This is a genomic window from Petrimonas sp. (assembly GCF_963921705.1).
GTDB classification, from domain to species: Bacteria; Bacteroidota; Bacteroidia; order Bacteroidales; family Dysgonomonadaceae; genus Petrimonas; species Petrimonas sulfuriphila.
The window spans coordinates 2,687,110-2,705,317 of sequence record NZ_OY997410.1 but is presented as its reverse complement, the minus strand read 5'-3'; the positions used below and the strand labels follow the sequence as shown (position 1 = coordinate 2,705,317).

16 protein-coding genes and 1 tRNA gene are annotated in these 18,208 nt (G+C 48.9%); 5 read left to right on the top strand and 12 right to left on the bottom strand.

Annotated features, from left to right (window positions below):
- The first annotated feature begins 93 nt into the window (after window positions 1–93).
- Window positions 94–936 (top strand): site-specific tyrosine recombinase/integron integrase, encoded by an 843-nt coding sequence (gene xerA / locus AACM02_RS11315; protein WP_332457583.1) that lies wholly within the window; start codon window positions 94–96, stop codon window positions 934–936.
- A 39-nt stretch (window positions 937–975) separates the two neighbouring features.
- Here xerA and AACM02_RS11310 read toward each other — a convergent pair whose 3' ends face one another.
- On the bottom strand, window positions 976–3,288 hold the full coding sequence (locus tag AACM02_RS11310; protein WP_339117040.1) for an outer membrane beta-barrel protein: 2,313 nt from the start codon (window positions 3,286–3,288) through the stop codon (window positions 976–978).
- 173 nt (window positions 3,289–3,461) lie between these two features.
- Here AACM02_RS11310 and AACM02_RS11305 point away from each other — a divergent pair, with 173 nt between their 5' ends.
- Together AACM02_RS11305 and AACM02_RS11300 are read left to right on the top strand one after the other, a co-directional pair.
- Window positions 3,462–4,118: a hypothetical protein gene (locus AACM02_RS11305; protein WP_214062834.1), complete on the top strand. Its 657-nt coding sequence runs from the start codon at window positions 3,462–3,464 to the stop codon at window positions 4,116–4,118.
- A 16-nt stretch (window positions 4,119–4,134) separates the two neighbouring features.
- On the top strand, window positions 4,135–5,436 hold the full coding sequence (locus tag AACM02_RS11300) for an alpha-L-fucosidase (RefSeq protein ID WP_339117039.1): 1,302 nt from the start codon (window positions 4,135–4,137) through the stop codon (window positions 5,434–5,436).
- 4 nt (window positions 5,437–5,440) lie between these two features.
- Here the strand turns inward: AACM02_RS11300 and AACM02_RS11295 are convergent, their stop codons facing one another.
- The 4 genes from AACM02_RS11295 to AACM02_RS11280 all read right to left on the bottom strand — a co-directional run bounded on the left by AACM02_RS11295 (window position 5,441) and on the right by AACM02_RS11280 (window position 8,948).
- The gene (locus tag AACM02_RS11295; protein ID WP_339117038.1) at window positions 5,441–5,935 is read right to left on the bottom strand and encodes a GtrA family protein; all 495 of its coding nucleotides are present in this window, start codon (window positions 5,933–5,935) and stop codon (window positions 5,441–5,443) included.
- A gap of 15 nt (window positions 5,936–5,950) precedes the next feature.
- Window positions 5,951–6,856: a 1,4-dihydroxy-2-naphthoate octaprenyltransferase gene (gene menA, locus AACM02_RS11290; protein WP_339117037.1), complete on the bottom strand. Its 906-nt coding sequence runs from the start codon at window positions 6,854–6,856 to the stop codon at window positions 5,951–5,953.
- Between the two features lie 2 nt (window positions 6,857–6,858).
- The gene (gene proS / locus AACM02_RS11285; RefSeq protein ID WP_339117036.1) at window positions 6,859–8,340 is read right to left on the bottom strand and encodes a proline--tRNA ligase; all 1,482 of its coding nucleotides are present in this window, start codon (window positions 8,338–8,340) and stop codon (window positions 6,859–6,861) included.
- Window positions 8,341–8,444: 104 nt separating this feature from the next.
- Entirely contained in the window at window positions 8,445–8,948 is a 504-nt protein-coding gene (locus AACM02_RS11280) for a low molecular weight protein-tyrosine-phosphatase (RefSeq protein WP_339117035.1), read from the bottom strand.
- 86 nt (window positions 8,949–9,034) lie between these two features.
- On the opposite strand from AACM02_RS11280, the gene AACM02_RS11275 reads away from it, so the two are divergent.
- On the top strand, window positions 9,035–9,508 hold the full coding sequence (locus AACM02_RS11275) for a YbaN family protein (RefSeq protein ID WP_332457578.1): 474 nt from the start codon (window positions 9,035–9,037) through the stop codon (window positions 9,506–9,508).
- Here AACM02_RS11275 and AACM02_RS11270 read toward each other — a convergent pair.
- The 5 genes from AACM02_RS11270 to AACM02_RS11250 form a co-directional block, all read right to left on the bottom strand.
- Complete coding sequence (locus AACM02_RS11270) at window positions 9,505–10,728, bottom strand: HD domain-containing protein (protein ID WP_339117034.1); 1,224 nt, start codon at window positions 10,726–10,728, stop codon at window positions 9,505–9,507. The two genes, AACM02_RS11275 and AACM02_RS11270, sit on opposite strands and share 4 nt — an antisense overlap.
- A 53-nt stretch (window positions 10,729–10,781) precedes the next feature.
- A tRNA-Gln gene (locus AACM02_RS11265) sits at window positions 10,782–10,852 on the bottom strand.
- A gap of 108 nt (window positions 10,853–10,960) precedes the next feature.
- Entirely contained in the window at window positions 10,961–14,293 is a 3,333-nt protein-coding gene (locus AACM02_RS11260; protein WP_339117033.1) for an AAA domain-containing protein, read from the bottom strand.
- Complete coding sequence (locus AACM02_RS11255) at window positions 14,293–14,643, bottom strand: diacylglycerol kinase family protein (protein ID WP_339117032.1); 351 nt, start codon at window positions 14,641–14,643, stop codon at window positions 14,293–14,295. Before AACM02_RS11255 ends, AACM02_RS11260 begins: the two co-directional genes overlap by 1 nt.
- On the bottom strand, window positions 14,636–14,791 hold the full coding sequence (locus AACM02_RS11250) for a hypothetical protein (protein WP_332457574.1): 156 nt from the start codon (window positions 14,789–14,791) through the stop codon (window positions 14,636–14,638). The genes AACM02_RS11255 and AACM02_RS11250 overlap by 8 nt, the downstream gene beginning before the upstream one ends.
- A gap of 32 nt (window positions 14,792–14,823) precedes the next feature.
- Here AACM02_RS11250 and AACM02_RS11245 point away from each other — a divergent pair, with 32 nt between their 5' ends.
- The gene (locus tag AACM02_RS11245; protein ID WP_339117031.1) at window positions 14,824–15,930 is read left to right on the top strand and encodes a hypothetical protein; all 1,107 of its coding nucleotides are present in this window, start codon (window positions 14,824–14,826) and stop codon (window positions 15,928–15,930) included.
- Window positions 15,931–15,935: 5 nt separating this feature from the next.
- Here AACM02_RS11245 and tdh read toward each other — a convergent pair whose 3' ends face one another.
- Both tdh and kbl read right to left on the bottom strand, forming a co-directional pair.
- Complete coding sequence (gene tdh / locus AACM02_RS11240) at window positions 15,936–16,961, bottom strand: L-threonine 3-dehydrogenase (protein WP_339117030.1); 1,026 nt, start codon at window positions 16,959–16,961, stop codon at window positions 15,936–15,938.
- 26 nt (window positions 16,962–16,987) lie between these two features.
- The gene (gene kbl, locus AACM02_RS11235; RefSeq protein ID WP_339117029.1) at window positions 16,988–18,178 is read right to left on the bottom strand and encodes a glycine C-acetyltransferase; all 1,191 of its coding nucleotides are present in this window, start codon (window positions 18,176–18,178) and stop codon (window positions 16,988–16,990) included.
- Between the last annotated feature and the right edge of the window lie 30 nt (window positions 18,179–18,208).

The following is an 18,208-nucleotide window of genomic DNA, read 5'->3' as shown; positions in this document are numbered from 1 at the left end:
TGCATTTATATCATATTGTATTTGTGTTTGTTATGTTTTAATTAATTTTTTTTATATTTTTGCATATACGAATGTTTCACAAAATCGAAGACGATGAAAACAATGGATTTATTGGAGGAGTTTGAACGAAAAATGATTGTTCAACGATACAGTTCCAACTCCATTCAAAATTACAAGAGTGCGGTGAGGAGTTTTTTACAGCTGGCTGAAAAGAAATACAGCCATCCGCTGGAGATAACGGAAACGGAAATTGAGAAATATATATACTGGAAAATTGAGAAACATCGCATCGGAGCATCTTATCAACGTTTGATCGTGGCTTCAATAGACAAGTTTTATCTTTCCATGTTCAACAGACAACTCAACCTAAACCATCTGTATCCCCGCTCGAAGAACAAAAGTCTGCCGGTTTACCTGACTGCCCGGGAGGTGAGCCGGTTAATGGAGAATGTGACCAACCTGAAGCATAAATGTATCGTACAGCTGTTATATGGATGCGGACTGCGGTTAAACGAACTGCTTCACCTGAAACTGACCGATGTCGATTCGAAAAATAAAATTATCCTGATTAGAAAAGCCAAAGGAGGAAAAGACCGTGTGGTGATGCTTTCCCCTCTGTTACTGGAATCTTTAAGGCATTACTACAAGATATATCAACCGGAGGAATACCTGATAGAGGGGCAGGGAGGGGGTGTCTATTCCGAAAAGAGCGTGCAGGTCATTGTCAAGAATGCAGCTTTAAAAGCGGGCATCACCAAAAAAGTGACTCCCCATACCTTGCGCCACAGCTTTGCTACCCACCTGCTGGAAAACGGTACGGATATCCGGTATATCCAGGAATTGCTCGGACACAAATCGGTGAATACGACCGAAATTTATACCCATGTTACCGACATCGCGAAATCCAAAATAAAAAGCCCGCTCGATCTGCTTTGATGCAAAGCGGCAGGCTTTATTTTGAGTGAAACAGTACTTTTACATCCGGTTGATCTCTCCCTGGCCGGCGCCGGTTCCCTTGTACCGGTTCTTGGCGGTATTGAATTTGTAGCGCACCGTCAGCTCCAGCTCGCGCGTATCCCAGCGGCTGAACTGGTAAATGTTGAGGCGGTCGTTATAAGCTTTGATATCCATCGTACGCCCGTGGAAGAGATCGTGCCCTTTCAGCACTACCGACAGCCGGTCGTCGAAGAACGATTTGGTGACTCCCAGGTTGACCACGAACTGGTGATCGGTCAATTCCACGTTTTGCTGGTTCCCCTTGCCCTGAAAATTGGCGTCGAGGGTCAGGAGGAACCCTTTCGGCAACGAAAAGGAATTGTTCAGCGAGGCGGTGGGTATGGGGCTGTTCAGGCGTACCTGCTTATCGTTGCTGGTGATGGTGAGCCATTGTTTCATAAACCCGATGGAGGCCTGCGGAGCCCAGATGCCGAATTTGGGAGAAGCGGTGAGGTAGGCGGTCAGGCTGGGCAGCTTGTCCAGGTTGCGCGTAGAAAGGAGGGTTACGGCGGGATTCTCTTCCATCTGTGTCGCCCACTGCATGATCACATCTCTTTCCTGCTTGTAGCTGACCATGAGCTGAAGGTATTTCCAGGAACCGGTGAGCGAAGCATCGTGGATGATGGTCGGCTTGAGGAAGGGGTTGCCTGTCTGCATGGTGAACCGGTTGGCATAGAAGATGCTGCTTCCCAGCTGCCAGTATGCGGGACGGACGGTCTTTGCAGTATAGCTTAGTTGCAGTTGTACTCCGCCCAGTGTATTGCTGTAGGAGAAATTGGGAAACCAGTGCGCGTAATGCCGGCTTTGTTCATCCATCTTTTCGCCGTCGCTGAAATAGTCGGAATAGACTTTCTCAAAGCGGACTCCGCCAGTTAACTGTCCGATAGGGGTGGAACGGGAATATTCAGCGAAGAAAGCGTTGTTTTCGTCGTGGATGGAAGTGTTGGTGGAAGGGATTCCCTGGATGTCGGTGGTGTAGTCATCGTCCCGGCGGGTACGGGTAAACTCATTCCCTGCCGAGAGCTGGCCTTCCCAAACAGGATAGGAGAGTACCAGCCTGGTGGCAAACAGGCGATTCTTGATCCGATTGTCGGAGGTGATGACCCGGTCGTCATACTCCTGGCTGCTCTCGGTAATGGAGGAGGCGGTCGATTGGCTGCTCCTGTAGAAATCGCTGTTGAAATCCACGTTCAGTTCTCCGAACTTGCCGTTGTAATAGGCGTTCAGCCTGTGCCTGGGTTTGCTGTTCTGTGTCTGGTTATCGTTGCTTTTCCACCGGTCGTAAAACACCCCGTCGGCATAGACGTCGCTCAGCGTGGTGGACTGCATGCCGTTTTTTCCCGGAAAGGCGGTCATGGTGTATTTTACTCCCGCATAATGGTTGGATGAAATCTCGTAGTTGACCCCCGCAATGGTGGTCAGCGGATTGGATAGCCCGTCCACACGGAGTTCGTTTTTTTGTGTCCAAAGGGTATCTACGAAGGCCTCCTGGGCTATCCGGCTGTCCTGGACGTAGGCATACCGTTCATATTTGACCGTCCCGAAGATATCCCATCCCTTGTGGCGGTAGTTCAGGTTGAGCTGCTGCCGCAGGTCGGTATTTTCCGTTTGCAGGTAGGTAGACCGTATATCGAAGCTCAATCCGTCGCCGGTCTTGCGGACGGTATGAATACGGATCACCGCCTTTACGGAGGCATCGTATCCCGCGCCGGGGTTGTGCACAATCTCCACTTCCCTGATGTCGGCGGACGCGATCAGGTCGAGTTCCGACACGTCGCGCAACTCACGGTTGTTGACGTAAATCTTTGCCTTCCCTTTGCCGAAGATCGAGAAATCGCCGTTGTCACCTGTGATGGCGGGCAACCGTTTCAGCACATCGTTGGCTGTTCCGGCCTTGCTCAATACGGTGTTTTGTACGGTAGCCACCACGGCATCACTGCGCAGCCTGATGCGGGGCAGGTCTCCTTCTACCACCACCTCATCCAGCAGGGTAGTGTCCGGTTGAAGGGAGATCGTTTGTTCGGGGAGCGCCGGCACCGTTTGTGTTTCGTATCCAATAAACGATACCCGCAGGAGTGCATTGGAGCTGTTGTTATCCGCAAGAAGCGAGAAGACACCTTGTTGATCGGTGGTGGTTCCCGTGATCAGTGTTGAGTCGGGGAGGGAGTAGATGGCCACATTGGCAAATGGAATGGGATTGCTGTCGCTATCGGTTACCGTTCCTTTTATCTGGGCACGCAGGGGCAACAGTATGCCACATAGAAATAACGAAAAGAGAATTTTTTGATTCATTGTGTTTTTGTTTTAATCCGATAATAGGACAACCGTTTCCTTTGTTTGGTTACAACCTGTACAATTTTTTTTGCCGGAAAAAGAATATCCATTATCTTTACGTCGTCCAATCGCATCAAAAAGGTACGGTGCAATGAAACCGGCACAATTAAAGTAATCGTTGGACAGGCAACATGCAAATCAAATACCTGACTTTATTCCTCCTGTTGTCGACAACCGTTTGCCTGAAAGCACAGGAAACGGTAACCCTGTCGCATTACCTGTTCCCCGATTTCCAGCCGGGGGTGGTGTTGCTGAAAAACGGCGTGAGGAACAACGCCAAGCTCAATTATAATGCAGCATCGGAAGAGATGGTTTTTGATGAAAACGGCAAAACCCTGGCAATAGGAGATGCCGTCCTTCCCCAGATAGATACCGTGTTCGTTGCGGATGAGAAGTTTATCCGGATAAACAATAAATTCGTAAGAATCCTGATCGATAAACCTGAAATTGATTTGTTTGTGGAACACAAATGCAGGCTGATCCCTCCCGGGAAGCCGGCCGCTTACGGAGGAACGTCGCAAACATCATCCACAACATCTTATTCTTCCATCCTGTCGGACGGCAGGGTATATGACCTGAAACTTCCTGACGACTACAAGATTATACCTTACAATGTGTTTTGGCTGAACCGGAACGGGAAGTTGCAAAGTTTTTCGAACCTCGGGCAGTTGAAGAAAATTTATCGGGACAAAAAGAAGCTGGTTGGCGATTACCTGAAAAAGAACGAGGTGAAGCTGGCTAATGAAAAGAGTGTTGAGGAGGCCATAACCTATCTGGAAAACAATTAAATATATACGATTAACAATGAAGCGACTAATTATCTTATCGTTGCTGGCAGTTGCTATAGCCGGCAGTTCCCAGGCACAACAAAAATATGTGCCTGCAGCAGAGAACTTGAAAAACAGAGCCGAGTTCCAGGACATGAAATTCGGGGTATTCATCCATTGGGGTATTTACAGCATGATGGCCGACGGGGAGTGGATCATGAACAACAAGAACATCAACTGGCAGGAGTATGCCAAGCTGGCCGATGGGTTCTATCCTTCTAAATACGATGCTGAAAAATGGGTGGCAGATGTGAAGGCGGCCGGAGCAAAGTACATTTGCATCACTTCACGCCATCACGATGGCTTTTCGATGTTTCATACCCGGCAATCGCCTTATAACATTGTGGACGGCACACCGTTCAAGCGCGACATCATCAAAGAGCTCGCGGATGCTTGCCACAAGCAGGGAGTCAAACTGCATTTCTATTACTCCCAACTCGACTGGAGGCGATCCGACTATTTTCCGATCGGACGCACGGGCCGTGGAGTAGGACGCACCGAACAGGGAAGCTGGGACTCCTACCACCGGTTCATGCTCAATCAGCTTACCGAACTGTTGACCAACTACGGAGAGATCGGCGCAATATGGTTTGACGGGCAATGGGACCAGCCTGCCGATTTCAACTGGCGACTGCGTGAAATCTACGACCACATCCACAGCATACAGCCGGGATGCCTTGTCATCAGCAATCACCACCTTGCTCCGCAGGAAGGGGAGGACGGACAGACTTTTGAGAAAGACTTGCCGGGTCACAACACCACCGGGTTTTCAGCCAACGCGGAAATCGGACAGCTTCCGCTCGAAACATGTGAAACGATGAACAATTCGTGGGGATACAACATTACCGACCTGAAATACAAGTCGGAAAAAGAGCTGATCCATTATTTGATAAAGGCGGCCGGCAACAATGCCAATCTTTTGATGAACGTTGGACCGCGTCCAGACGGTACATTCCCCGATATAGCTGTCCAGCGCTACAAAGCCATGGGGGATTGGTTGAAGGTGTACGGTGAAAGCATTTACGGTACAAGGGGAGGGCTTGTCACACCGCGCGACTGGGGTGTCACCACGCAAAAAGAGAACAGACTCTACGTTCATATCCTCAACTACAAAGATAAGTCGTTCTACCTGCCAACGAACGGAAAAAAAGTGAAATCGGCCCGCGTTTTCCTCGATAAGAAACCGGTAAAATTCACGCAGGATGTTGACGGTGTTCTGTTGAAGTTCGACAAGGTTCCCGATGAACTGGATTACGTGGTAGAGCTTGAGTTGAAGTAAGAGTTTAGTTTTTTATTTTGAACGTGAACGTCTTTTGAGAGAAATAGCTGAAGATCGTACAGATCAGCGTCACCACCATTTTCGAGGGTGTGGGGTAGAGGTGCAGCACCTCCACCAGTAGCTTTAATCCGAAATAATTGATCAGCAGATTCACTCCCACAACAGCCATGTAACGGACGAGCTGTTCTTTGCCCCGCAAATCGGAAGAGGTGAATGTGACGTATTTTTGAAGCAGAAATCCCGTGAACAGGGTGATCGGAAACGTGATGAGCAGAGCCGCGATGTGCGGGCTGATGGTCACAAACCCGAGCGGAACGAACTGCTTTTGTATGACGTAGTTATAGACAACGAAATAGAGCAGCCAGTCGAACCCTACATTGGCGGCACCGCTTACGCCATAGCGGAAAAACTGCCGGCTGAAATAGCGCTTGAACGGCGGATAAAAGATGTCAATGAGATCGCCGATAAGTTTTCCCGCAAGCACTAAAATTCTTCTCATTCCTTTTCAGACGGTTTAAATATTGATGCAGATGCTGAAAACAACGGCTAACAGAAAACCTGACAGTGAGGTGAGCTTAAGGTAGGGATCCAGCTCGCGGCCTGTTTTCTTGTGAACTTGCGTTAAGAGGTAGAACTGGTAAAGAAAAACAGCCACATAGAGAAACCGGTATCCGGGCGACGCTGCGAACATAAAGCTGTATTGCAAAAAGCAGGTAAACATTCCAAAAGTGAGCAAGGTATGGTAGATCTTGGCATTTTTTAAGCCCAACAGCAAGGCAAAGGTAATCTTTCCCGATGCCTTGTCGTTATCCATGTCGCGCATGTTGTTGATGTTGAGTACCATCGTGCTTATGAAGCCCAGGCCTACAGCCGGCAAGACAGGCTGAAATCCTGGAGAATGGGCGTGCAGGAAATAGGTTCCGATAACCGCTACCGGACCAAAAAACAAGAAAGCAAAAAAATCACCCAGCCCCACATAGCCGTATGCATACCTACCGATGGTGTAGAACAGGGCCGACAGGATACAGACCAACCCGATAGCAAGAAGTAGGAAAACGGACGGTTGAGTATAACTCTCAGCAGCGTCTAAAACCAGCGTAAGCCCGATTGCAGCAACGATAACGATAGCGATCCCGATGGCTGTTTTCATCTCCCCGGGAGAAATTTTTCCGCTTTGCACCGCACGGGCAGGACCCTGTCGGTTGCCGGTAACATCGGTACCTTTCAGGTAGTCGCCCAAGTCGTTTGCCAGGTTCGACAAGATCTGGATGGATACAGCCAGTGCCAGTGCCAATACAAAAGTGATTGCAGAGAATTTTCCTTCCTGCAAGGCAACTCCCGTACCCAGGGTAACTCCGGCGACAGCCAGAAAGAGTGTGCGAAGCCTGAAAGCCGAGATCCAGTTTTTTAACTTCGCCATCTTTAATATGCCCTTGCGAAAATCACCCGTTGTGCCGACGGTTTACCGGTAACCATGCATTTCCCGGGTGTTTTATCACCTTCCAACGGGATACAACGGATGGTAGCCTTGGTTTCGTTCTTGATGAGCTCTTCGGTTTCGGGGGTTCCGTCCCAATGACAGAGTAGAAATCCGCCTTTCTCGATCTCTTCTTTAAATTCTTCGTAGGAGTTTACTTCCCGCGTGGCGGAGGCACGGTAATCGAGCGCTTTCTTGTAGATGTTTTCCTGAATTTCATCGAGCAGGTTCTTGACGTATTCCTCGATGTTCTCGCAGGAAACGGTCTCTTTGGTCAGCGTATCGCGGCGGGCAACCTCTATGGTGTTGTTCTCCATATCCCGGCCACCCATGGCCAGACGAACGGGAACACCTTTTAATTCGTATTCGGAAAACTTCCACCCCGGTTTCTTGTTGTCGGAGTTATCGTACTTTACGCTTACTCCCAGCGCTTTCAGGCGTGAGACAATACCCGATACCTTTTCGTCTATTTGAGCCAGTTGTTCGGCATTTTTGTATATAGGGACGATAACAACCTGATAGGGAGCCAGTTTTGGGGGGAGTACCAACCCGTTGTCGTCGCTGTGAGCCATGATGAGTGCCCCGATAAGCCGGGTGGAAACACCCCAGGAGGTAGCCCAGACATAGTCGCGTCCGCCGTCCTTATCGGCAAACATTACATCAAACGCTTTGGCGAAGTTCTGTCCCAGAAAATGCGATGTGCCGGATTGCAGGGCTTTTCCGTCCTGCATCAACGCTTCGATAGTATAGGTGTCTATGGCTCCCGCAAATCGTTCAGAAGCCGATTTCTTTCCTTTTATCACCGGCAGGGCCATGTACTTTTCGGCAAAATCGGCGTAAACGTTGATCATCTTCTCGGTCTCCTCCACAGCTTCTTGCTCCGTGGCATGGGCCGTATGCCCTTCCTGCCAGAGAAATTCGGCCGTGCGGAGGAACAGCCGGGTACGCATCTCCCAACGAACCACGTTTGCCCATTGGTTGATGAGCAACGGCAGGTCGCGATACGATTGAATCCAGTTTTTATAGGTGCTCCAGATAATGGTTTCGGAGGTGGGGCGGATGATCAGTTCTTCCTCCAGCTTGGCCTCGGGATCTACCACTACGCCGCTTCCATCGGGAGCGTTCTTCAGCCGGTAATGCGTTACTACGGCACACTCCTTGGCAAAACCTTCCACGTGGTCGGCTTCACGGCTGAGAAACGATTTGGGTATAAACAACGGAAAATAGGCATTCACGTGTCCGGTTTCCTTGAACATGTCGTCCAGCTGGCGTTGCATCTTCTCCCAGATAGCATACCCATACGGTTTTATCACCATACAACCGCGTACGGCTGAGTTTTCCGCCAATTCGGCTTTAATCACCAGGTCGAGGTACCATTGCGAATAATCTTCGCTGCGGGAGGTAAGTTCTTTCAATTCCTTTGCCATATCTTATATAAAATTCTGAATATTTATTTAAGGGTGCAAAGATACGAATATTCGTAGAAATTTGAAATTAGAAACGGGTATTTCGACTTAAGAAGATCCCGGTTCTATCCAAAATTACTTTTTATCTTATCCAGCAGGTTCCCGCAGGCATCTTCCAGCAAATCCATCACCAGCTCGAAACCGGACGCTCCCCCGTAATAGGGATCGGGAACCTTGTGGTGGTGGGAAAACTTACTGGAGAAATCAATCATCCGGTGGATCTTGGCAACATCCTCTTCCGTTTTTGCCAGTTTTTTTACGTTCCTGTAGTTGTCATCATCCATCACAATGATGTAATCGAACCGCTCAAAATCAGTGCTGACGAACTTCCGCGACCGGGAACAAAAATCGTAGTTGCGCCGCTGTCCGTGCATACGCATCCGGTCATCGGGCAATTCGCCTTCGTGCCAGCCGGATGTGCCTGCGGAATCTACAAAGATTCTCTCTTCCAGGCGGTTGTCGGCAACCATTTTCTTGAGAATCCCTTCAGCAGCCGGAGAACGGCAAATGTTTCCGAGACAAACAAAGAGAACGTTGACTTGTTGATTCTTGAAAAGAGGAATTTGCATAACGCTAATCGATTATAATCTAAAACAATGCGGCAAAGATAACATTTTTATTTATATTTGCAGCCTTAAACCATTTTTGTGTCGGAATGAACATACCGGAAGAGAGAAAATCGCAGCCCATTTCCAAAGAGATTACCGTTGTTGAAGCTAAAAAAGAATTGGAGAAGAACAGGAGTAAAAGAATCCTGTTCGCCACAGGAGGTTCTTTTGCACTGGTTTTAGCCGTGTTGGGCGTTTTCGTTCCCGGCATACCCTGTACCCCTTTCGCACTATTGTCTGCCGCCCTTTTTGCAAAAAGTTCCGAAAAGCTGTATAACTGGTTGCTGAGTAACAGGATACTGGGGCCCCGCATTAAAAACTACCAGCGCCGGAAAGGTATTTCGAAAGGCGGAAAAGTGAAGGTAATCATTTTGATGGTGACGATGGTGTTGGTCTCTTCTTTCCTGATAATAAATGTGCCGGCCATAAGGATCGTAATTCTCTTGTCGGGCCTTGTCGGAGCGATTGTGGTGTGGTTCTTTGTTCCCGAAGGGAGAGACTATACCGAAGAGGAGGGCTAGTCCCTCAGGTACGCGAAGTAATACTTCTCCACTTTTTTCGATAACAACTCGATGTTGAACATATCGGATGCGGTGGAGATGTCTTTTATGGAGCCGTCGCGATAGAGGATCTTGATGCTTTCGTCGTACTTGTTGTACATGTCGGTAGCCAGCGAATCGGCAGAAACAAAATAGGTAGCCTCGCTTTCCGAGATTCCGTATTTACGGGTAAATTTTTCGATAAATTCTTGCTTCTTTTCTGCCGGGTGAGGTTCATTGGTAATCTGGATCTTGAACAGCTTCCTGTTGACCATTCCGTGGCTCAGCAAGGATAAGACCTTGTCGGAATGAGACTTCCATACCTTTAACGATGTCCAGATATCGTTGTCGTCCAGGTTCGTGAAATGTTCCAGCACTTCCGGGCTTTCCCGGAAATCTTTCAACGTGATGTCGTTTTTTAGGAAGAATGCCAGCGAGGGCGATGCAAAGAGGTCTTCGCCGTTTCGCGACAGGTACTTGGCCCGGTTGATGGTGTTTGTCAACATTTTCTCCGAGGCCACCGCCGTTTTGTGCAGGTAGACCTGCCAATACATAAACCGGCGTGACATCAGGAAGTTCTCTATCGAATAAATCCCTTTCGACTCAACCACCAGCTTGTCGTCAATCACATCGAGCATCTTCATGATGCGTGCCGCACCGATACCCCCTTCGCTGACACCCGTAAAAAAACTGTCGCGCTGCAGGTAGTCCAGTCGGTCGACATCCAGCTGCCCACTTACCAGCTCGTGTAAAAACCGCTTGGGGTACTTGTCCCGAAAAATATCGATGGCCGTCTGGAGTGCACCTTTTTTCTCGTCGTTGATCTGCTGCATCAGCAGCAACGAAACCTCTTCGTGAGGCACGTTGTTCGCCAGCGTATTCTCCAGCACATGCGAAAAGGGAGTGTGCCCGATATCGTGCATCAGGATGGCAGCCAGCGCTCCGCGGTATTCGTCTTTGGTGATCTCGTGGCCTTTGTCGCGTAAATTCAGCAAGGCCACGTCCATCAGGTACATGGCGCCAATGGTATGGTGAAACCGGGTATGCTGTGCACCGGGATAAACATAGGATGCCATTCCTAGTTGCCGGATCCGGTTCAGCCGCTGCAGGCAGGGATGCTGGATAAGTTCGTAAATAAACTCATCGGGGATATTGACAAATCCAAAAACGGGATCGTTGATTATTTTTCGCTTCTGCTGCATATAAAATAAAAAAAGACTGCTGGCTTTCTTCCAACAGTCTGATTTTTAATTAGTTGTCTTACCAGGACTCGAACCTGGACAAACAGGACCAGAATCTGTTGTGCTACCATTACACCATAAGACAATTTGTGAGTACAAAAGTACAAAATTTATTGTAACAAAAAATTATTAGGCTGAAACTTTTGTTTGATTCGTGAATTAAAATTGCTATTTTTACCGAGCAACAACGTTTTTACGGGTTAATCCCGGTAGCTTCCAGAACCACCGTTTTCTCTTTCAGAAATTCCATCAACGTTGCGTAAACAGGATGTTTTTTAAGGATTTGCCGGTTTCCCACCATAAACAGTTGTTGGCGAGCGCGCGTAAGAGATACGTTCAGTTTTCTGTCTACGGTGCCCTCATCATTCAGGTTACAAAGGAAGTACAGTTGATACGGTTTATTCACACAAAACGAAATGATGATCACATCGCGCTGGCTGCCCTGGAAGCGTTCCACCGTATCCACCATAATGTTCTCGTACGCTGGAATGCCTGCTTTCTCCAGTTTGTGCTTGATGAGTGCTATCTGGTTTCGGTAGGGCGCAATGATTCCGATATTCCGTGGGTCGAAATTCCGCCGGTCGTGCGCATACACGGTGGCAACGGAACGTATGACCTCAGCCACGATCTCCGCCTCAGGGGTGTTTGTTTTCGATGAGGTACTTTGCGGAGGCAACTGTTCGGTCGAAAAAAATGCGATTCGGCTTTTTGACACATGCTGTAAAAAGACATTGCCGGTTTCGGGGAAGGATGATCTCCACGGTTGAGCCTGCCACTCCTTTGCGGACAAGAGGGCTTGCGGGTAAAAGTGAGTGGAGGGGAATGCGGCAATCTGCTCGTGCATCCTGCCCTGGATGGTGAGCTGGGTGTAGGCGTGTGTCCAGTTGTTACCGACGCAGTTGCGCAGCAAGCGTTCGAAAAGGGAATGGGCACAACTGGTGATCCCTGCTCCGGTAAGTTCCGGCTCGTGAATGGCGGCAACCTGTTTTTTCTGCAAGACAATGGCGGGCAACTGGTGATGGTCGCCAATCATGATGAACTTATCGAAACGGGGCAACAACCCTATAATTTGTGGCTCCAGGATCTGTGACGCTTCATCGATAATGGCCACATCGAACTTCTTGAGGCTGAAAAGTTCCGGTTTTCCGTTTATGGATGCCAGGGTGGATACAACAATCCGGGTCTTCCGGATCGTTGTCCGCAGCGATTCGCGGTTACTGGCTTTTTCGGAGATGTTTTGCAACAACCGGTCCCGATACGCTTCGGCGCACGAAAGTTCGCTTCCCACACGGATGTAGTTGCATGAATTTTCATCCTTGCAGCCAAATGCGGCATTTATGGCTTCGCAAAGCTCATCCACGGCCCGGTTGGTATAGGCCAATACCAGCATGTTGCCGTTTTCTTTCGCGTAAAACTCTTCAATCAGCCGGCGGGCAAAAATGGATGTCTTTCCGGTTCCCGGCGGACCGATAATCAGGAAATAGTCTTCGGCAGCCATCGCTTTCCGGATGATGCTTTCGGGATAAGGCAACTTATTTTCAGGGATTGCCGGGGCTTGGGGTGCTCTTAATCCCAACAGTAAATCGCGCTGCTGCTTTTCGGCATTCAGAAAATCAAACAGGCTCTTATACATACTGTTGTACGATGTGTCGAGCGCGTCATGCTCGATCGCCCAAAGCGGGTTCTCGTTGAAAAACGTGCGGTTTCGTTGCTTGTTCCGGAAACGGACCTCGACAAATTCCCGCGAGATGGCTGCCAGGGCCCCTTTCAGTATTTGGCGGTTGAGGACGGTGTCTTGTTCATCCTGCCGGGGATAGACAATGCAGATTTCTCCCTCACGGAAGTTTACCACATCGTTTCCGGCATGATTTCTCCGGAACACGATTTTCATGTCGTTTCCCGAATCGTCAATCGACTCGATGGACAAGCCATACAAAACATCCAGTGCTTCTGCACGTTCGGTAAAATCGCTGTTCCACAACGAAGCCACACCGGCGGGTGACTCGTATTCTACGTCTCCTGTTTTTTGCAGGTACAGTTCCCGCGAAACAAAACGGATGTAGCGGTAAAAGTAGCTCAATTCCATTGGCGCGCATTGTTGCAGTACCGACTTGAATTGTTCGATCCGTTGCGTGTAGAACGTTGCGGATTTCTGAGCGGTTCCGGTGGTGTCGTAAAGTGCCTGAAACAGTTGCGCAACCGTTTGATTGTTACCGTTTATGATGGCATGTTCGTTGGCAATAATGAGGTTCCTGACGTTGATGATCTCTTTCTCCAGTTGTTGGAATCCGGCGGCAAAACGGAGGTTTGTACCCGGAATGCTTCCGGACGAGTACAAAATGGCTGCTTCCACCCGGCGTGACGGTACATCAAACACACTTTCGGTCATTAGCCGGTAAACGCCGATCTGTACTTCGTGGTTAAGCGCAATCTTTCCTGTGTCGTAAGCAGGGTAGGGAAGTTTACCCGATTTGAGCTCTACAATCTCATACGCTTTTTTATTGATGTGCAACAAGTCCAACCGCCCCTGAAAACCGTATCGTTCACTGAAGAACGACGGTTCGAGCGTACACTGGTGCAGGTTAATTCCTCTCCGTGGAAAATCTTCGGTGATCACTCGTTTGATGTTCTCAAACTGGGTACGCGCTTTTCGCATGAAATCACGGAAGTCTTCGTCGGTTGCAATATCCCGGCAGCTCGTGTATTCGAAAGGCGACTGCCGGAACGATTTCAGGAATGTTTCGTCAAAAGAGACCTCATCGGGTTGTTGGGCAAAGATCAGCTCGTCGAGGAAAAAGTTTGCCAGGTTACCCAGCAGAAGATAGGAGCGGTTTTCGGGTGTTTCGAACTTGTTTCTGAAATAGTGCATCGGAGTGACGCAGTAATCGTGAAAGCATTCCGCGATGGCGGAGGCGTCTATCAGGTAATCGGGTTCTAATACAATCAGCTTGGGGAGTAAACTGCCGTTTTTGTCTACCGTGAAATCGATCAGGTTGAGCTGCGCCCCTTCCCAAAAATGATCGACCGGGCTGCTCAACGCATCGCACCTGACAGTTACCTCCGTTCCCGGATGTTTTTCCGACAGGCACCTGATTTCGGCTTTTTCGTTGTCTACCGCCTGAACTTGAACGCGTAGCGTCCGCTCTTTGCCGATGGGTTGAGGCGAGAGCGTGAGGCCCTCATCCGAATTTGTTTTGTTGCCGGAGAGGAGTTCCAGGAAATTGATCAGTGCCCTTTCGTGTTGCCGGTATTCGGCCTCTACCAGTTCTTCATTCTTTTCCCGGATCTCTTTCGTACGAACTCGTAAGTGTTGCAGTTGCCACTCCAACCGGTTGGGAATCCGGTGTTGCTGAGCTAGGAACACCAAGCGCGAGAACAGGTTGGGAAACTGGACGGATTCACCGGACGTTAATTCTCTCGACAAGCGCTCTAACAACTTTTTCAGCTCGAAAAGTTTGTCGTTTAAAGCAGACTCCGAAATTGAAACTTCCTGTATATCCGTCAGGTAGGCTGTGTAATCAGGCATCAAGGTTGAAATAACTCAATAATTTTTGGAAGAAAAACCAAAACCCCTACCGCCAATGCCGCCATGGCAGCCAGCAAAACGCCTGCAGCAGCCAGGTCCTTCACCTTTTTAATCGTTGCGTTGCGTTCTTTTGAAACAAGGTCGGCAAGCGTTTCTATGGAGGTGTTTACAGCTTCCAGGGCCAAAACCAATCCAATGACGACAGTTACTGCCAGCCATTCCGCAGTGGAAATCGAAAACATGAACCCCATCAGAATGGCTGATATGGCCAGTATCAGGTGAATTACCGCGTTGGGCGTTTCGCGGAAAAGTGTTGCGACACCTTGAAAAGCGTATTTAAAACTAAGCATTCTTTTTTTGTAAGAACCATTCATAAACAATCCCTTTTTCAAATACATCATCATCCGCGACAAAGCCGGTAACGGTGGTGGGACAAATATACGAACTTTGATGCTCTTTGCAAAAACAGGCCGTTTTTTTATCTTTATTGCCGTGCATTTTTTATCTTTGCCTGAATTAAATACAACACTATGGCCCAATTTTGCCCGCTTTGCGGAAAGAGTAAACCGGAAGAAGCATTGTTTTGCAACGAATGCAAAGATAAGATAGAAAAGGAATATGAAGTGGATGTCCCCAAAAGAGAAGGGGGAATGGATGCTGTTGGGCAGGAATTGACTGAAAAGAGTGTTGAGGTCAAAAAAGAAAATCCGGATCTGCCGAAGGATATTCTGTCAAAAGACACAGAGCCGCGAAAGAATAAAAGCCGTCTTCTTCTGGGCTTACTCCTGTTAGGGATATTGCTGATTGCCGGTTTCTTTTATTACGGAGAGACGGTAAGAAAAGGGAATTTAGACAGGCTGCAATGGGATGCGGCTGTGAAAGAAAACACGGTAAGTGGCTACCTGGACTACATGCAGGCATTTCCGAAAGGAAAATATTACCTCCTGGCTGAAGAAAATCTGGTGAAGCTCAAAGGAAACGAAGTAGAGACCTGGAGAACACTGCAATCTTCGGATAACAGGGCGGAACTGCGGGATTTCCTGACTCAATATCCGGAAAGCCCGTACACCCCGTTGGTGAAAAAAAGGTTAGATTCGCTTACTTGGGTGGCTACCCTGAACGACAATACCGCCGAAAGTTATTCTGACTATATGGTTGCGTCGCAAAGCGGAGAACTGCCGGGCGACTATTTCGGCAATGCACAGGAAAGATACGAGATGTTGTTCCAATCGTATCCGGTTACAAAAAGTGATCTGGACAGTATCCGGCTTACCGTTGACGGGTTCTTTACGGCATTATCCGCTCTTAAAGCCAACGAAATAACCAAATATATGGCTCCGGTCGTTTTCCGGTTCTTCAACTCCGGTGGAGGTCAACGTGAAAAAATAGTTGGAGACCTGATTATCTCTGGGGCGAGAACACAGGCTCCAACCGTTCAGTTTTTACCGAATACGGCCGCAGTAGCATACGAGAAAACGGATATTGAACATTACAAGGTGAATGTCCCCGTTCAGAAATCGTATGTTGACGGTGGACAACAGAAAACCGTTTCAGGCTATATCGTTCAGATGGAACTAGACAGGAACTTCCGGATACTTACCCTGACCGAACGCAAGCCTGCTGCCGACGCGTTCTGAAAATTCTAATCCCAGCTGAGAATCACTTTTCCACACTGCCCGCTTTCCATCACTTCAAACCCTTTCTGGTATTCATCGATGGAAAAACGATGGGTGATAACCGGAGTCAGGTCAATTCCGGAAATAAGCATCTGCTCCATCTGGTACCAGGTCTCCCACATCTCACGGCCGTAAATCCCTTTCAGCGTAAGGGCCTTAAAGATGATCTCGTTCCAGTCGACCGTAGTGTTGTTGGGTAAAATACCCAGTAACGATATTTTTGAACCGTTGTACATGTTGTCGATCATTTCCCGGAATGCAGCGGGGGAGCCGGACATTTCCAACCCTACGTCAAAGCCGCGCATTCCCAGTTTTTCAACCGCTTGCCGGATGCTCTCTCCTTTCGAAGGGTTAACGGTTAGCGTAGCCCCCATTTTCCGGGCTATCTCCAGCCGGTAATCACTCAGGTCGCTGACCACAACGTACCGGGCGCCTGCAAAACGGCATATAGCGGTTGCCATACTCCCGATAAGTCCGGCACCGGTGATGAGCACATCTTCCCCGATGAGCCGGAATGATAAGGCAGTATGCGTGGCATTTCCGAAGGGATCCATAATGGACGCGATCTCATCGGGAATGCGTGAATCCAGCTTAACGACATTCTCTGCCGGGAGCGACAAGTATTCGGCAAAGGCTCCGTCGCGGTTCACACCCACACCGAGGGTGTTTTCACAAACGTGTAGCTTCCCGCGGCGGCAGTTGCGGCAGTGTCCGCAAGCGATATGTCCTTCTCCAGTAACCCGGTCGCCAATTTTCAGGTTCTTTACTCCGCTTCCCATATCCACAATTTCGCCCACGTATTCGTGGCCGATGGTCATGGGGGGTTTGATGGTCTTTTGCGCCCAATCGTCCCATTTATAAATGTGCAGATCGGTTCCGCAGATAGAGGTTTTTATGATTTTAATGAGGACATCGTTCACTCCGATCTCGGGAACGGGTATCTCTTGCATCCATATTCCCTTTTCGGGACGCAGTTTAACTAAGGCTTTCATAATGAGTGTGGGTTATAAGTTGTGGGTTATTTAATAACGGCAAGTTTTTTCCCGACTTTAATAAACGCAGCAATGGCTTTGTCCAGGTGTTCACGTTTGTGTCCGGCGGATAGCTGAACACGGATACGTGCCTCCCCTTTCGGAACGACGGGATAATAGAATCCGGTAACGTAGATGCCTTCATCGAGCAGGGTTGATGCAAATTCCTGTGACAGCTTGGCGTCGTAGAGCATTACGGCACAAATAGCCGACTGGGTAGGTTTGATGTCGAAATTGGCTTCTTTCATTTTGGCTACGAAATAATCGACATTCTCGTGCAGCTTGTCTTGCAACTCATTCGATTCCTGAAGCAATTCAAACGCCTTGATTCCGGCAGCTGCCACCAACGGAGGAATGGAGTTGGAGAAAAGGTAGGGGCGTGAACGCTGACGAAGCATGTCGATGATCTCCTTGCGTCCGGTAGTAAAACCGCCTATGGCACCACCAAATGCTTTTCCGAGCGTTCCGGTAATGATTTCCGCCTTCCCCAGGCAGTTGTATTGTTCAGTAACGCCGTGTCCGGTTTTTCCGACGACTCCTGCCGAATGGCTTTCATCGATCATCACCAGGGCATCGTACTTCTCGGCCAATTCCATGATTTTATCGATGGGAGCCACATTTCCATCCATGGAGAACACACCGTCCGTTGCGATGATGCGAAAGCGTTGCGCTTGTGCTTCCTGCAGTTTGGCTTCCAGATCGGCCATGTCGGCGTTGGCGTAGCGATAACGTTTGGCTTTGCACAGGCGCACTCCGTCGATGATGGAGGCGTGGTTGAGTGCGTCTGAAACAATAGCATCTTCCTCGGTAAACAGGGGTTCGAACAACCCGCCGTTGGCGTCGAAGCAGGCTGCGTATAGAATGGTATCTTCCGTTTTGAAAAATTTGCTGATCGTAGCTTCCAGCTCTTTGTGAAGGTCTTGCGTCCCGCAAATGAAACGTACGGATGACATTCCGTACCCGCGCTCATCGAGGGCTTTTTTGGCTGCTTCGATCAGGTGGGCGTTGTCTGACAATCCGAGGTAGTTGTTGGCACAAAAGTTCAATACTTCCTGTCCCGATTTTACTTTGATCTCCGCCTTTTGAGGCGTAACGATAATCCGTTCATTTTTGTAAAGTCCTGCTTCTTGGATAGCGGCTAATTCGCTTTGCAGGTGTTGTTGCATTTTTTCGTACATAGTGTTGTTAAGTTATAAGTTGTGAGAGCC

What these genes read in the sequence shown, in the direction of transcription:
- xerA (WP_332457583.1), top strand. Translation starts at nt 94, where the DNA reads ATGAAAACAATGGATTTATTGGAGGAGTTTGAACGAAAAATGATTGTT.
- AACM02_RS11245 (WP_339117031.1), top strand. Translation starts at nt 14,824, where the DNA reads ATGGCCCAATTTTGCCCGCTTTGCGGAAAGAGTAAACCGGAAGAAGCA.
- tdh (WP_339117030.1), bottom strand. Translation starts at nt 16,961, where the DNA reads ATGAAAGCCTTAGTTAAACTGCGTCCCGAAAAGGGAATATGGATGCAA.
- AACM02_RS11310 (WP_339117040.1), bottom strand. Translation starts at nt 3,288, where the DNA reads ATGAATCAAAAAATTCTCTTTTCGTTATTTCTATGTGGCATACTGTTG.
- kbl (WP_339117029.1), bottom strand. Translation starts at nt 18,178, where the DNA reads ATGTACGAAAAAATGCAACAACACCTGCAAAGCGAATTAGCCGCTATC.
- AACM02_RS11270 (WP_339117034.1), bottom strand. Translation starts at nt 10,728, where the DNA reads ATGCAGCAGAAGCGAAAAATAATCAACGATCCCGTTTTTGGATTTGTC.
- menA (WP_339117037.1), bottom strand. Translation starts at nt 6,856, where the DNA reads ATGGCGAAGTTAAAAAACTGGATCTCGGCTTTCAGGCTTCGCACACTC.
- proS (WP_339117036.1), bottom strand. Translation starts at nt 8,340, where the DNA reads ATGGCAAAGGAATTGAAAGAACTTACCTCCCGCAGCGAAGATTATTCG.
- AACM02_RS11255 (WP_339117032.1), bottom strand. Translation starts at nt 14,643, where the DNA reads ATGCTTAGTTTTAAATACGCTTTTCAAGGTGTCGCAACACTTTTCCGC.
- AACM02_RS11250 (WP_332457574.1), bottom strand. Translation starts at nt 14,791, where the DNA reads ATGCACGGCAATAAAGATAAAAAAACGGCCTGTTTTTGCAAAGAGCAT.
- AACM02_RS11275 (WP_332457578.1), top strand. Translation starts at nt 9,035, where the DNA reads ATGAACATACCGGAAGAGAGAAAATCGCAGCCCATTTCCAAAGAGATT.
- AACM02_RS11295 (WP_339117038.1), bottom strand. Translation starts at nt 5,935, where the DNA reads ATGAGAAGAATTTTAGTGCTTGCGGGAAAACTTATCGGCGATCTCATT.
- AACM02_RS11305 (WP_214062834.1), top strand. Translation starts at nt 3,462, where the DNA reads ATGCAAATCAAATACCTGACTTTATTCCTCCTGTTGTCGACAACCGTT.
- AACM02_RS11300 (WP_339117039.1), top strand. Translation starts at nt 4,135, where the DNA reads ATGAAGCGACTAATTATCTTATCGTTGCTGGCAGTTGCTATAGCCGGC.
- AACM02_RS11280 (WP_339117035.1), bottom strand. Translation starts at nt 8,948, where the DNA reads ATGCAAATTCCTCTTTTCAAGAATCAACAAGTCAACGTTCTCTTTGTT.
- AACM02_RS11260 (WP_339117033.1), bottom strand. Translation starts at nt 14,293, where the DNA reads ATGCCTGATTACACAGCCTACCTGACGGATATACAGGAAGTTTCAATT.